This is a genomic window from Variovorax sp. YR750, from assembly GCF_900109805.1.
Taxonomy (GTDB): Bacteria; Pseudomonadota; Gammaproteobacteria; order Burkholderiales; family Burkholderiaceae_C; genus Variovorax; species Variovorax gossypii.
Window position 1 is genome coordinate 174,561 of the sequence record NZ_FOBJ01000018.1, and the last position, 13,161, is coordinate 187,721.

Below are 13,161 nucleotides of genomic sequence, written 5' to 3' on the forward strand. Positions count from 1 at the left end.
CATGACGACAAAGACCGTCGCCGCCGAGCCTTATGCCTGGCCCTACAACGCCAACATGCGCCCCGAGAACACGGCGCTGATCGTCATCGACATGCAGACCGATTTCTGCGGCAAGGGCGGGTATGTCGACGTGATGGGCTACGACCTGTCGCTGGTGCAGGCACCCATCCAGCCGATCGCGCGCACGCTGGCGGCGCTGCGGCCGCTGGGCTATCACGTCATCCACACGCGCGAAGGCCACCGGCCCGACCTCGCCGACCTGCCGGCCAACAAGCGCTGGCGCTCGCGGCAGATCGGCGCCAACGGCGTGGGCATCGGCGACGACGGGCCGTGCGGGCGCATCCTGGTGCGCGGCGAGCCGGGCTGGGAAATCATTCCCGAGCTGGCGCCGCTGCCGGGCGAGGTGGTGATCGACAAGCCCGGCAAGGGCTCGTTCTATGCGACCGACCTCGAGCTGATCCTGCGCACGCGCGGCGTCGAGAACATCATCCTCGCGGGCATCACGACGGACGTGTGCGTGCACACCACGATGCGCGATGCCAACGACCGGGGCTTCGAGTGCCTGCTGCTGTCCGACTGCACGGCCGCCACCGACCATGGCAATCACCTCGCCGCGCTGAAGATGATCACCATGCAGGGCGGCGTGTTCGGCGCGCATGCCACCTCGCAGGCGCTGCTGGCCGCGCTCGGCTGACCGCGATGGGCGCCGCGCCTTCTTCTCACGCCATCGGCGGCCTGCCCGCGGGCAGCGGCGCGCTCGCGCTCGACACCTACGAGCTCACCAAGCGCTTCGGCGACTTCACGGCGATGGATCGCGTGACGATGCGCGTGGAGCCCGGCACGGTGCACGCGCTGCTCGGCGAGAACGGCGCAGGCAAGAGCACGCTGGTGAAGTGCGTGGCCGGCTTCCAGCGCGCGGAGGAGGGCAGCATCCTGATCGACGGGCGCGAGCAGGACATTGCCAACCCGATCGTGGCGCGCGCATTGGGCATCGGCATGGTCTACCAGCACTTCACGCTGGCGCCGGGCATGACGGTGGCCGAGAACCTGCTGCTCGCCGGCGGCAAGACGCCGGCGCTGATCGACTGGAAGCGCAAGCGCGCGGAGCTGGAAGCCTTTCTGGCGACCACGCCGTTCAGCCTCGATCTCGACGTGCGGCCTTCGGAGCTCGCTGCGGGCGAGAAGCAGAAGCTCGAACTGCTCAAGCAGCTGTACCTGAAGCCGCGCTTGCTGATCCTCGACGAACCGACCTCGGTGCTCACGCCGCAGGAGGCCGACGAGGTGCTGGGCCATGTGCGCGAGTTCGCGCGCAGCGGGCTGTGCACGGTGCTCATCATCACGCACAAGTTCCGCGAGGTGATGGCGTATGCCGACAGCGTGACGGTGCTCAGGCGGGGCAAGGCGGTGCATCACTGCCGGGTGGCCGACACCAGCCCGGCGCAACTGGCCCAAGCCATGATGGGGGGCGAGCAGGTTGCGTCGTCGCCGGCGCAGGGGCCGGTCGACAGGAAGCCGGTGGCTGCCAGCGCGCCGGTTGCGCTGAAGGTCGAGGGCCTGAAGGCGCAGGGCGATCGCGGCACGCTGGCGCTGCACGAGCTGAGCCTTTCGGTTCGCGCCGGAGAGATCCTCGGCGTGGCCGGCGTTTCCGGCAACGGGCAGCGAGAGCTGGTGGAGGCTCTCGTCGGGCAACGTCCGCGCCTGGCGGGCAAGGTCAGCGTGATGGGGCGGCCCTACGCCGCGCATCGCGCCGAGAACCGCGAGCTCAAGGTCCGCAGCCTGCCGGAGGAGCCGCTGCGCAATGCATGCGTCGGCGATCTCAGCGTCGCGGAGAACATGGCGCTGCGCGACTTCGACCAGCCGCCCCTGTCGCGCGGCGGCGTGCTGAGCTTTCCGTACTGGCGCAGCCGCGCGCGCGAGTGGATCGCCGAATACGGCGTGAAGACGCGGGGCGAGGGGGCGCCTATCCGCAGCCTCTCGGGCGGCAACGTGCAGCGCGCGGTGCTGGCGCGCGAGCTGGCGGGCGACATCAACGTGCTAATCGCGGCGAACCCGGTGTTCGGGCTGGACTTCGCGGCCGTCGCGGAGATCCATTCGCGCATCGTGCAGGTGCGGGAGAAGGGCGGGGCCGTTCTGCTCATCAGCGAGGACCTCGACGAGCTGCTCGAGCTGGCGGATCGCATCGTGGTGATGAGCGAAGGGCGGATCGTGTTCGAGACTTCGGCTTCTGGAGCCGAGCGGCATGTGATCGGGGCGCATATGGGTGGCGGGCATCACGAGGTGGTCGCATGAGTGCTCCGTACATCGTCGGGGCTCCGCCCGGCGGGTGGCACGGCGCGGCCGCCCCCACTATGCCGGCCGCTTCGCGGCTTCCCTGCGGTGCTCGCGTTTCGCGGGGTCTCGCAGAACTCGCTTCGCTCAGACAGCTGCGAGCCCTTGTCCGCGAAACGCTGCGCTCCTCGGCGGCACAGAGGGGGCGACCGCGCCGTGCCACCCGCCGGGCTCGGTCGTGGAGTGATTGCCGCAGCCTTGGAAACACACTAGGACGAGCATGCGCATAGAACTGGCCAATCCGTTTCCCTACGAGTTCGACATTGATCGGACCGCGCTCGTGCTGATCGACATGCAGCGCGACTTCATCGAGCCTGGCGGCTTCGGCGAGACGCTGGGCAATGACGTTTCGCTGTTGGAGGCCATCGTCCCTGCGACGAAAGCCGTGCTGGAAGCATGGCGGGAGGCGGGTGGCCTCGTCGTGCACACGCGGGAGGCGCACAAGGCCGATCTTTCGGACTGCCCGCCGGCCAAGCGCAATCGCGGCAACCCCACGCTGCGCATCGGCGACGAAGGGCCCATGGGGCGCATCCTCGTCGCGGGCGAGCCGGGCAACCAGATCATCGAGGCGCTCGCGCCCGTCGAGGGGGAGATCGTGATCGACAAGCCGGGCAAGGGCGCGTTCTACGCCACCGGCCTGCACGAGCTTCTTCAGGCGCGCGGCATCACCCATCTGCTTTTCGGCGGCGTCACGACCGAGGTCTGCGTGCAGACCAGCATGCGGGAGGCCAACGACCGCGGCTACGACAGCCTGCTGCTCGAGGACTGCACCGAGAGCTACTTTCCGGCGTTCAAGGCGGCGACGCTCGACATGGTGCGCGCGCAGGGCGCCATCGTCGGCTGGACGGCGCCGGGCACCGCGCTCGTCGCGGCGCTGGAGAAGCCGCAATGACGACCATGGCCCACCGCGCCAGCGACTAACATCCCATCCGTGTCTACCGTTCGCCCCCGCCCAGAAGCTTCCGCTCCAGCCGCCGCCGACGCGTCCGCCTTCCGCACGCGTGCCGACGAGGTCTACGCGCAGCTCAAGCGCGACGTGGCCGACTTCATCCTCGTGCCCGGCGACCGCTTCACCGAAGGCGAGATCAGCGACCGGCTCGGCGTGTCGCGCACGCCGGTGCGGCAGGCGCTCTTCAGGCTGCAGCAGGAGGGCTTTGTCGAGGTGCTGTTCCGCAGCGGCTGGCGCGTGCTGCCCTTCGACTTCGACCAGTTCGAGCAGCTCTACGACCTGCGCATGGTGCTGGAGACCACCGCCGTGCACCGGCTGTGCGAGACCGACCGCCACATCGACCGCGGCCTGCTCGATACGCTGGCCGACATCTGGCTCGTGCCCGCGGCGCAGCGCAGCACCGACATGGCACAGGTGGCGCAGTGGGACGAGGCCTTCCATTGCTCGCTGGTGGCCGCCGCAGGCAATGCCGAGATGGCCCGCGTGCACGGCGACGTGACCGACCGCATCCGCATCATCCGCCGGCTCGACTTCACCAAGCAGCCGCGCATCGACGCCACCTACGACGAGCACGCCAAGATCCTGAAGGCCGTGCGCGCCAACCGCGGCGACCAGGCCGCGATGCTGCTGCGCGCGCACATCGAGACCAGCCAGGCCGAGGTGCGCAAGATCACGCTGCACCAGGTGCATCTGGCGCGGCATGCGGGGAAGGCCTCGACCACGCGCTGACCGGAAGGTCCCCCGAGTCCGGGAACACCGGGGAGGGCCGATCAGTCAGCGGTGATGTTGCCGCGCTTCACCACACCCGCCCAGCGGTCGGCATCCTTCTTCAGCAGCGTGCCGAACTCCGCCGGCGTCGAGCTCGCCGGCACCATGCCCTGCGACTCGAAGGACTTCGCCACCTCGGGCTGCTTCAGCACCGCCGCGATCTCCTTGTTGAGCCGTGCCACCACGTCCGGCGGCGTGCCCTTGGGCGCGAGCACGCCGTACCACATGTCGACGTTGTCGGCGGTCACGCCGGCTTCGGCGAGCGTGGGCACATCGGGTAATTGGGGCAGGCGCTTGCCGCTGCCGGTCGCGATGGCCTTGAGCTTGCCGACCTGGATGTGCTGCAGCGCCACGTGCACCGGCAGGAACATGTAGTCGATGCGCCCACCGAGCAGGTCGGTCACCGCGCCGGCCGTGCCCTTGTAGGGCACGTGCAGCAGCTCGGTGCCCGTGCCCTGCATGAGCAGCGCCATCGAGAGGTGGTGCGGCGTGCCCACGCCCGGCGTGGCGTAGGTCAGCTTGCCGGGCTCCGCCTTGGCTGCGCTCACCATCTGCTGCACCGACGAGGCCTTCTGCACGTTCGGGTTGGTCACCAGCAGCAGCGTGCCCCACGAGGTGAGCGACACCGGGGCGAAGTCGGCCACCGGGTCGTAGCTGAGCGAGCGGTAGAGGCTGCGGTTCATCACCAGCGTGTTGACCTGCACCAGCAGCGTGTAGCCGTCGGGCTTGGCGCGCGCCACGCGCTCGCTGCCGATGTTGCCGCTGGCGCCGGCGACGTTCTCCACGATCACCGACTGGCCCAGCCTGGCGGGCAGGCGGGCCGAGAGCTGGCGGGCGACCAGGTCGATGCCGGTGCCGGGGGTGTAGGGCACCACCAGCGTGATGGGCTGGTCGGGCCAGGCGAATGCGCTGGTGGCGACAGTCGCGGTACTGGCAGCGACGAGCAGGGTGGCGAGGGTTTTCTTGATCAGCGAGCGCATGGTCTGTCTGTCTCCGTGTTCTTCTGTGGGTTGCCTGTTCAGGTTCAAAGGTAGGAAGCGCGGGCCTTCAGGGCCGCAGGGTCGTAGCCGGCCACGCGCTTGTAGTTGTCCGAGATGGCCTGCAGCTCGGCGACGGGCACGACCTCGTCGATGTTGTCGAAGCGCTTGCCGCCCGAGCGCTCGAACACTTCGCGCAGGATGGCGTCGGGCGGGTTGCTGCGGTTGGTCAGCACCACCTCGGTGGTGGCCTTGACGCGCACGCGGTCGTAATCTTCGAGCGCAGCGGTGCCGACGCCCGTCTTCTTCAGCGCGCCCGCGAGGTAGCGCGCGTCGATGATCGCCTGCCCCGCGCCGTTGGAGCCGCGCGGCACCATCGGGTGCGCGGCGTCGCCCAGCAGCGTGAGGCGGCCATGGGTCCAGCGCGGCAGCGGGTCCTGGTCGACCATCGGGTACTCGAGGATGGTGTCGGAGGCGAGGATCAGCGCGGGCACGTCGAGCCAGTCGAAATGCCAGTCGGCGAAGGCGGGCAGGAAGTCTTCGAGGCGGCCCGCGCGGCTCCAGTCGCGCATGGCGGGCTGCGGTGCGTGGATCTCGGCGACCCAGTTCACGAGCTGGTTGCCCTCGGCGTCGATGTCATTGCGTATCGGGTAAATCACCATCTTGCCGACCGAGAGCCAGCCCGCGCGCACCATGCTGCCGCCCGAGAGAAAAGGCTTCCAGCGCGCGGTGCCGCGCCACATGTTCACGCCCGAGTAGCGCGGTGGCCCCTCGTTCGGATAGAGCTGCTTGCGCAGTGCCGAATGGATGCCGTCGCAGCCCACGGCAACGGCGCCGCGCACCGGTGGCGCGTCGGCGAAATGCACCGTGACGCCGTCTTCGTCCTGCTCCACGTGCGTGCAGCGACGGCCGCACACCACGCTGTCGGGGCCGAGGCGTTTCAGCGTCTCTTCGTACAGCACCGTCTGCAGGTCGCCGCGGTGGATGGAGAACTGCGGCCAGTCGTAGCCCGCGTGCTGCCCCGCGGCTTCACGGAAGACCAGCTGGCCGTGCTCGGAGAAGAAGACCGCTTCCTGCGTGCGCACGCCCACCTTGTCGAGGGCCTCCAGCAGCCCGAGTTCGGTGAGTTCACGCACCGCGTGCGGCAGCAGGTTGATGCCCACGCCCAGCGGCTTCAGCTCGGGCACGGCTTCGTACACGCGGCAGGGAATGCCGGCCTGGTGCAGGCTCAGCGCGAGGGTCAGGCCGCCGATGCCGGCGCCCAGGATGATGACTTCGTTGCTCATGATGATCGGTCGTTGCGGTGCGTTCCTGTCTCGGCCCGCATTAGGAACTTTGATCGATCATTTGGGAAATTTAGATGTGATATGGATTTATCATGAATTCATATGAATCTATCGACCCGACAGCTGCGCGCCTTCCTGCAGGTGGCGCGCGTGGGCAACTTCACGCGAGCCGCCGAGCAGGCACACATCACGCAGGCGGGGCTCAGCATCCTGATCCGCGAGATGGAAAAGCAGCTGGGCTGCCGCCTCTTCGACCGCACCACGCGCGTGGTGAGCCTCACGCCCGCGGGCCGGCGCCTGCTGCCGGTGGTGGAGCGCATGGTGACCGACCTCGACGACGTGGCTGCCGAGCTGGGCGCCGAGGGCGACGCCGCACGCCAGACGCTGCGCATCGCGGCCACGCCGCTCGTGTCGTCGAATCTTCTGCCGCAGGTGTTCGCCAGCTTCCGCGAGGCGCATCCGCAGGTGAGCCTGCGCCTGTTCGACGCCGACCTGCGCGACGTGGAGGCGATGGTGACGGCCGGCGAGGCCGACGTGGGGCTGGGCTTCTTCTTCAAGGCCGCGCCGGGGCTGGCGCGCGAGCCGGTGGGGCGGTTTCACCTGATGCGCGTCGCGCCGATGGATGAGGCCGGGGAACCGGGGGCTGTCGGCTCCGCACCCTGGTCGGCATTGCGCGGTGCCGAGCTCGTAGGCTTGCCGCCCGGCAACCCGATCCAGAAGGTGATCGACCAGCATCTCGCCGCTATCGGCCGCGCCGACGCGCAACGGACCTCCTTCAACTTCTTCGGCACGCTGATCTCGATGGTGGAAGCCGGCTTCGGCACCGCCGTGATGCCGACCTTCGCGCTCGCCGCCTGCCGCCGCCACCGCGTGCGCACCGACGTGCTGACCAAGCCGAAGGTGGGGCTCGACTTCTATCGGATCACCAAGCGAGGGGCGTACGAGACGGAGGCCATGCAGGCCTTCGTCGCCACGCTGGAGAAGGCGCTGCCCGAGCTGTCGCGATGATCGGGCGGGCGCCTGGGCGGCCTACAGCTTGAAGTCGTAATCCACCGTGATCGGCGCGTGGTCGCTGAATTTCACGGTCTTGTAGATCTGCTCGGTGCGCGCCAGCGCCGCGGTCTTCGGCGTGGCGAGGTGGTAGTCCAGCCGCCACCCCACGTTGTTCGCGTAGGCCTGGCCGCGGTTGCTCCACCAGGTGTAGGCCTCGCCGGTGGTGTCGGGCTTGAGCATGCGATACACGTCAACAAGGCCCGCGCCTTCGGCGCCGGCGTCGAGCAGCTTCGTCATCCAGGCGCGCTCCTCGGGCAGGAAGCCGCTGTTCTTCTGGTTGCCGCGCCAGTTCTTCAGGTCGATCTCTTTATGGGCGATGTTGATGTCGCCGCACAGCACGAACTCGCGCTCCTTCTTGAGTGCCACGAGGTGGGGGAAGAAGCCCTTGAGGAAGCGGAACTTGGCCTCCTGGCGTTCCTCGCCCGAGCTGCCGCTCGGGAAGTAGCAGCTGATGACGGAGAACTTGCGCTTGGGCGTGTCGAAGCGCAGTTCGAGGTACCGGCCCTCGGCGTCGAACTCGGGGTCGCCCCAGCCCACCACGACCTGGCTCGGAGCGTGCTTGGTGTAGACGGCGGTGCCGGCGTAGCCCTTTTTCTCGGCGAAGTGGAAATGGCCCTTGAGGCCGGCCATTTCCTCGAACCGGCCCTCGATGTCGCTGGCTTGGACGCGGATCTCCTGCATGCAAATACAATCCGGCGCAAGTTCGGCCACCCAGTCGGCCACGCCTTTGGTTGCGGCCGAACGCAGGCCATTGAGATTGAGACTGGTCAGTTTGAACACAAGGAATTTCCGATGGCTGTAGATGGTGAGAAGAAAAGCAGCGCGATCGCACAGGATTTCGTCCAGTTCGCACTGGATGCCGGCGTACTGCGCTTTGGGGAGTTCAAGACCAAGGCCGGTCGGATGAGCCCCTATTTCTTCAATTCGGGGCTCTTCGACGACGGCGGCAAGATTGCCCGGCTCGCCGGATTCTATGCAGACCGCCTGATCGAGAGCGGCCTCGAGTTCGACATGATCTTCGGCCCCGCCTACAAGGGCATTCCGCTGGGCGCCACGGTGGCGGCCGAGCTGGCCCGCCGGGGCCGCAACTATCCCTTTGCCTACAACCGCAAGGAAGCCAAGGCGCACGGCGAAGGCGGCAACCTGGTCGGCGCGCCGCTCAAGGGGCGCGTGCTGATCGTCGACGACGTGATGTCCGCCGGCACCGCGGTGCGCGAGTCGATCGCCGCCATCGAGGCCGCGGGCGCCACGCCGCATGCCGTGGCCATCGCGCTCGACCGGCAGGAAAAGGCCACCGAGAACGGCGTCGACGTGGACCATAGCGCGGTGCAGTACGTGCGCAACCAGCTGGGCCTGTCGGTGATCGCCATCGCCACGCTGGACGACCTGCTGAGCTACCTCTCCGGCGATGCCGCGGCCGACCTGGGCGCTCACCGCGAGCGCGTGCTGGCCTACCGCGCGCGCTACGGCGCCAGCTGAAGAGGCAGGGCCGCCGAACATGCACCATCCCGCACGCGACGATCACGGTACACCGGCCCGCCTGCTGGCGGCGGCATCATTTCTTCTCATTGCCTCCTCGTTCTGCGGCGCGTTGCAGGCGCAACCGCAGAAAGTGGAAGGCGCCTCCGCCGGCATCTACACCTGCACCGACGCCCGCGGCCGCACCCTGACGGCCGACCGGCCCATCGCGGAGTGCAGCGACCGCGAGCAGCGCGAGCTCAACCCGAGCGGCTCCGTGCGCCGCAAGGTCGAGCCGACCTACACCGCGCGCGAGCTGCAGGAGCGCGAGGACCGCGCCCGCGAAGCCGCCATCCAGGCCGCGCGCCTGACCGACGAGCGGCGCCGCGAACGCGCACTGCTGGTGCGCTACCCGAACCTCGCCACGCACGACCGCGAGCGCAGCGAAGCGCTGGCGCAGATCGATGCGGTGACCCAGGCCGCGAAGAAGCGCATTGCCGAGCTGGGCGAGGACCGCAAGAAGATCGACGAGGAGCTGGAGTTCTACAAGCAGGACGTCAGCAAGGCGCCGGGGGCGGTGCGTCGCAAGCTCGACGACAACACGCAGAGCGTGGCGGTGCAGAACCGCTTCATCGCGGAGCAGGAAGAAGAGAAGAAGCGGGTGAATGCGCGCTTCGACGAGGAGCGCACGCGCCTGAAGACGCTCTGGACGCCGCAGAACGGCGGAAATCCCAGGTAACCCCCCAGGCTGCGCGGCACTGCGTGCCGCTTCGCCAACCCCCCTGCCGGGGGCAACACCTGCGGCCCGGCGGAGCCGGTTCCGCGGTGTTTCCCGAAGGGGACGAATTGATCAGGCCAGCTTGGCCTTGAGCAGTTCGGTCACTTGCGCCGGATTGGCCTTGCCGCCGCTGGCCTTCATGACCTGGCCCACGAGGGCGTTGAGCGCCTTCTCCTTGCCGCCGCGGTATTCCTCGACGTTCTTGGCGTTCTTCGCGATCACCTCGTCGAGGATCTTGTCGAGCGCGCCGGCGTCGTTCATCGGCTTCAGGTCCTTGGCCTCGATGATCGCGTCGACGTCGCTGCCTTCGCCGGTCCACAGGGCTTCGAACACCTGGCGCGCGGCGTTGTTGGGCAGGGTGCCGTCGGCGATGCGCTTGACCAGCTGGGCCAGCTGCTGCGCCTTCACGGGAGCGGCCTCGATGCCGATCTCGGCGGCGTTCAGGCGGCGCGCCATTTCGCCGGTGATCCAGTTGCTCGTGAGCTTGGGCGTGGCGCCCGCGTTCACGGCTTCGTCGAAGTAGCCGGCGAGCGCCGCGCTCTGCGTGAGCTGCGCCGCGTCGTATTCCGACAGGCCGTGGTCGCGCACATAGCGCTCGGCCATGGCGCGCGGCAGCTCGGGCATGGCGGCCTTCACGCGCTCGATCCAGTCGGCGGCGATCACCAGCGGCGGCAGGTCGGGGTCGGGGAAGTAGCGGTAGTCGGCCGAGTCTTCCTTGGCGCGCATCGCGCGCGTCTCGCCGGTGTCGGGGTCGAACAGCACGGTGGCCTGCTCGATCTCGCGACCGTCCTCGATCTCGTCGATCTGCCAGCGGATCTCGTAGTCGATCGCCTGCTGCATGAACTTGAAGCTGTTCAGGTTCTTGATCTCGCGGCGCGTGCCGAGCTTCTCGCCGGGCTTGCGCACCGACACGTTGGCATCGCAGCGGAAGCTGCCTTCCTGCATGTTGCCGTCGCAGATGCCGATCCAGGTGACGATCTTGTGCAGCTCCTTCGCGTAGGCCACGGCCTCGGCGGTGGAGCGCATGTCGGGCTCGGTCACGATCTCCAGCAGCGGCGTGCCTGCGCGGTTCAGGTCGATGCCGCTCTGGCCGATGAAGTCTTCGTGCAGCGACTTGCCGGCGTCTTCCTCGAGGTGGGCGCGCACCAGACGCACCGTCTTCTGCTCTTCGCCCACGAAGAACGACACCGCGCCGCCCTGCACCACGGGGATCTCGAACTGGCTGATCTGGTAGCCCTTGGGCAGGTCGGGATAGAAGTAGTTCTTGCGCGCGAACACGCTGCGCGGCGCGATGTGCGAGCCCAGCGCCAGGCCGAGCTTGATGGCGCGTTCGACGGCACCCTTGTTCATCACGGGCAGCGTGCCGGGCAGCGCCAGGTCGACCGCGCAGGCCTGCGTGTTGGGCTCGGCGCCGAAGGCGGTGGAGGCGCGGCTGAAGATCTTGCTCGCGGTGGAGAGCTGCGCGTGCGTCTCGAAGCCGATGATGACTTCATAGCCGCGCACCAGCGGGCCGGTCGGGCGGCCCTGTTGTTGTGCTTCGAAGGTGTTCACTGTCTCGCTCATTTCAGGAGCCCTCCGGCGTGCGCGGGCGCAGGTCGACGCGCTCCTGCTGGAAGCGATGCGCGATATTCAACAGCTTGGCTTCACTGAAGTAGTCGCCAATTAGCTGCAGGCCCACGGGCATGTTGTTGGAGTCCATGCCGATCGGAATGCTCATGGCCGGTAGGCCTGCCAGCGACGCAGGCAGCGTATAGATGTCCGCGAGATAGTCGGCTAGCGGATCGTCACCGTGTTCACCCAGCTTCCAAGCGACTGTCGGAGCGACAGGGCCAGCGATCACATCGCATTTTTCGTTCTTGAATACTTGCTGGAAGTCGTCCGCGATCATCCGGCGGATCTTCTGCGCCTGCAGATAGTAGGCATCGTAGTAGCCATGGCTGAGCACATAGGTGCCGATCATGATCCGCCGCTTGACTTCGTCGCCGAAGCCTTCCGCCCGGGTCTTCTTGTACATGTCGACGAGATCGACGTACTTGTCTGCGCGATGTCCAAACTTGACGCCGTCGAAACGGCTCAGGTTCGAACTCGCCTCGGCCGCGGCAATGATGTAGTAGACGGGCACGACCAGTTCGGTGCGAGGCAGATCCACACGAACCAGCGTCGCACCGAGCTTTCGGTACGTCTGAAGCGCGTCGGTGATTCGAAGCGTAATGTCGCCCGAAACGCGTTCCTTGCGCACCTCCGTGCCGTCGGCCCAATGGTCGTCGGTCCAATCCAGCCACTCCCTGGGTACACCGATGCGCAGGCCTGCGAGCGAATCGTTGAGCAAGCGGCTGAAGTTCTCGGCAGGCCTGTCGATCGAGGTCGAATCACGGTCGATGTCAGGGCCGCACATCGCCGACAGCAGCAGCGCGCAGTCTTCGGCCGAGCGGGCCATCGGGCCGGCCTGGTCGAGGCTCGACGCGAAGGCCACCATGCCGTAGCGCGAGGCGCGGCCGTAGGTGGGCTTGATGCCCGTCACGCCGCAGAACGACGCGGGCTGGCGGATCGAGCCGCCGGTGTCGGTGCCGGTAGCTGCGGGCGCGAGGCGTGCCGCCACGGCTGCCGCGCTGGCGCCGGACGAGCCGCCCGGAATGCGCTCGCGGTTCCACGGATTCTGCACCGGCACGACCTTGTCGTGGCCCACGGCGGGCACGGCGACGTTCTCGTTGGCCGAGCCCATGGCGAACTCGTCGCAGCTCAGCTTGCCGAGCGTGACGGCGCCGGCTTCGGCCAGGCGGCGCACCACGGTGGCGTCGAAGGGCGAGCGGTAGCCCGCGAGCATCTTCGAGCCGGCGGTGGTGGCGAAGTCGGTGGTGACGAAGATGTCCTTGTGCGCGATGGGCACGCCGGCCAGCGCGGGGGCGTCGCCCCTGGCGATCAGCGCGTCGGCCGCGCGGGCCTGCGCCAGCGTGGCTTCCTCGTTCACGTCGACGAAGGTGCCCAGCGACTCGTGGGCCTTCATGCGGCCCAGGAAGGCCTGCGAGGCCTCGACGGCCGAAACCTTGCGCTCGGCCAGCGCCTTCGCCAGCTCGACGACGCTCAATTGATGCAATTCACCGCTGCTGCTCATCATTCGATCACCTTGGGCACGAGGAACAGGCCGGCTTCGACGGCCGGGGCGCTCTTCTGGTTGGCTTCGCGGTTGTCGGGCTCGCTCACCACGTCGTCGCGCAGACGCAGCGTGATGTCCTCGATGGCGGCGACCGGATGGGCCAGCGGTTCGACGCCGGCGGTGTCCACGGAACGCATACGTTCGACTAAGTCGAAAAAGCCATTGATCTGGCTGAGCATGCGCTCGCTTTCGTCGGGAGCCAGCTGCAGCCTCGCCAGCGAGGCGATGCGCGCAATATCGGAAGCGGAAAGTGACATAGGTCGGAACGGCCCAAAAAAGCGGGGGTAATCGCACGCCGGAACGGGTGCTAATACGGGAATCAGAGGGGATTCGGGTATTATCCCGCCTTTGCCGCAACCCCCGCGAACGCGCCGGCTTTTGCGCCAAAAACGATCAATTCACCCCGTCAA

Annotated in this window: 13 protein-coding genes; 7 read left to right on the top strand and 6 right to left on the bottom strand. The window is 67.9% G+C overall.

Going from position 1 to position 13,161, the window contains the following annotated elements; all coding sequences use genetic code 11:
• Position 1 precedes the first annotated feature (1 nt).
• The 4 genes from BMY35_RS31100 (at position 2) to BMY35_RS31120 (ending at position 4,006) form a co-directional block, all read left to right on the top strand.
• Positions 2-694, top strand: a complete 693-nt coding sequence (locus tag BMY35_RS31100; protein ID WP_093206877.1) for a biuret amidohydrolase — start codon at positions 2-4, stop codon at positions 692-694.
• A 5-nt stretch (positions 695-699) separates the two neighbouring features.
• Positions 700-2,289 carry an ABC transporter ATP-binding protein gene (locus tag BMY35_RS31105; RefSeq protein WP_093206878.1) on the top strand — a complete coding sequence of 530 codons (1,590 nt, stop codon included), beginning with the start codon at positions 700-702 and terminating at the stop codon, positions 2,287-2,289.
• A 259-nt stretch (positions 2,290-2,548) separates the two neighbouring features.
• Positions 2,549-3,220 carry a cysteine hydrolase family protein gene (locus BMY35_RS31115; protein ID WP_093206880.1) on the top strand — a complete coding sequence of 224 codons (672 nt, stop codon included), beginning with the start codon at positions 2,549-2,551 and terminating at the stop codon, positions 3,218-3,220.
• 39 nt (positions 3,221-3,259) lie between these two features.
• Positions 3,260-4,006 (top strand): GntR family transcriptional regulator, encoded by a 747-nt coding sequence (locus BMY35_RS31120; protein WP_093206882.1) that lies wholly within the window; start codon positions 3,260-3,262, stop codon positions 4,004-4,006.
• 41 nt (positions 4,007-4,047) lie between these two features.
• On the opposite strand, the gene BMY35_RS31125 is transcribed toward BMY35_RS31120, so the two are convergent.
• Together BMY35_RS31125 and BMY35_RS31130 are read right to left on the bottom strand one after the other, a co-directional pair.
• Positions 4,048-5,025, bottom strand: coding sequence for a Bug family tripartite tricarboxylate transporter substrate binding protein (locus tag BMY35_RS31125; protein WP_093206883.1), 978 nt, complete (start codon positions 5,023-5,025; stop codon positions 4,048-4,050).
• Between the two features lie 44 nt (positions 5,026-5,069).
• Positions 5,070-6,308 carry a flavin-dependent oxidoreductase gene (locus tag BMY35_RS31130; RefSeq protein ID WP_093206885.1) on the bottom strand — a complete coding sequence of 413 codons (1,239 nt, stop codon included), beginning with the start codon at positions 6,306-6,308 and terminating at the stop codon, positions 5,070-5,072.
• Between the two features lie 102 nt (positions 6,309-6,410).
• Here BMY35_RS31130 and BMY35_RS31135 point away from each other — a divergent pair, with 102 nt between their 5' ends.
• Entirely contained in the window at positions 6,411-7,316 is a 906-nt protein-coding gene (locus tag BMY35_RS31135) for a LysR family transcriptional regulator (RefSeq protein WP_093206886.1), read from the top strand.
• Positions 7,317-7,337: 21 nt separating this feature from the next.
• On the opposite strand, the gene BMY35_RS31140 is transcribed toward BMY35_RS31135, so the two are convergent.
• Entirely contained in the window at positions 7,338-8,141 is an 804-nt protein-coding gene (locus tag BMY35_RS31140) for an exodeoxyribonuclease III (protein ID WP_093206888.1), read from the bottom strand.
• 12 nt (positions 8,142-8,153) lie between these two features.
• Between BMY35_RS31140 and pyrE the strand changes: the two genes are divergently transcribed.
• Positions 8,154-8,840 carry an orotate phosphoribosyltransferase gene (gene pyrE, locus BMY35_RS31145; RefSeq protein ID WP_093206889.1) on the top strand — a complete coding sequence of 229 codons (687 nt, stop codon included), beginning with the start codon at positions 8,154-8,156 and terminating at the stop codon, positions 8,838-8,840.
• A 19-nt stretch (positions 8,841-8,859) separates the two neighbouring features.
• Positions 8,860-9,558 (top strand): DUF4124 domain-containing protein, encoded by a 699-nt coding sequence (locus BMY35_RS31150; protein ID WP_176947455.1) that lies wholly within the window; start codon positions 8,860-8,862, stop codon positions 9,556-9,558.
• Between the two features lie 111 nt (positions 9,559-9,669).
• On the opposite strand, the gene gatB is transcribed toward BMY35_RS31150, so the two are convergent.
• From gatB to gatC, 3 genes are read right to left on the bottom strand one after another with little or no spacing between them, the layout of a single operon-like run.
• Positions 9,670-11,160 carry an Asp-tRNA(Asn)/Glu-tRNA(Gln) amidotransferase subunit GatB gene (gene gatB / locus BMY35_RS31155; RefSeq protein WP_093206891.1) on the bottom strand — a complete coding sequence of 497 codons (1,491 nt, stop codon included), beginning with the start codon at positions 11,158-11,160 and terminating at the stop codon, positions 9,670-9,672.
• Between the two features lies 1 nt (position 11,161).
• Positions 11,162-12,709, bottom strand: a complete 1,548-nt coding sequence (gatA, locus tag BMY35_RS31160; RefSeq protein WP_093206892.1) for an Asp-tRNA(Asn)/Glu-tRNA(Gln) amidotransferase subunit GatA — start codon at positions 12,707-12,709, stop codon at positions 11,162-11,164.
• Positions 12,709-13,008, bottom strand: a complete 300-nt coding sequence (gatC, locus tag BMY35_RS31165) for an Asp-tRNA(Asn)/Glu-tRNA(Gln) amidotransferase subunit GatC (protein ID WP_093206894.1) — start codon at positions 13,006-13,008, stop codon at positions 12,709-12,711. Before gatC ends, gatA begins: the two co-directional genes overlap by 1 nt.
• Positions 13,009-13,161: the final 153 nt, after the last annotated feature.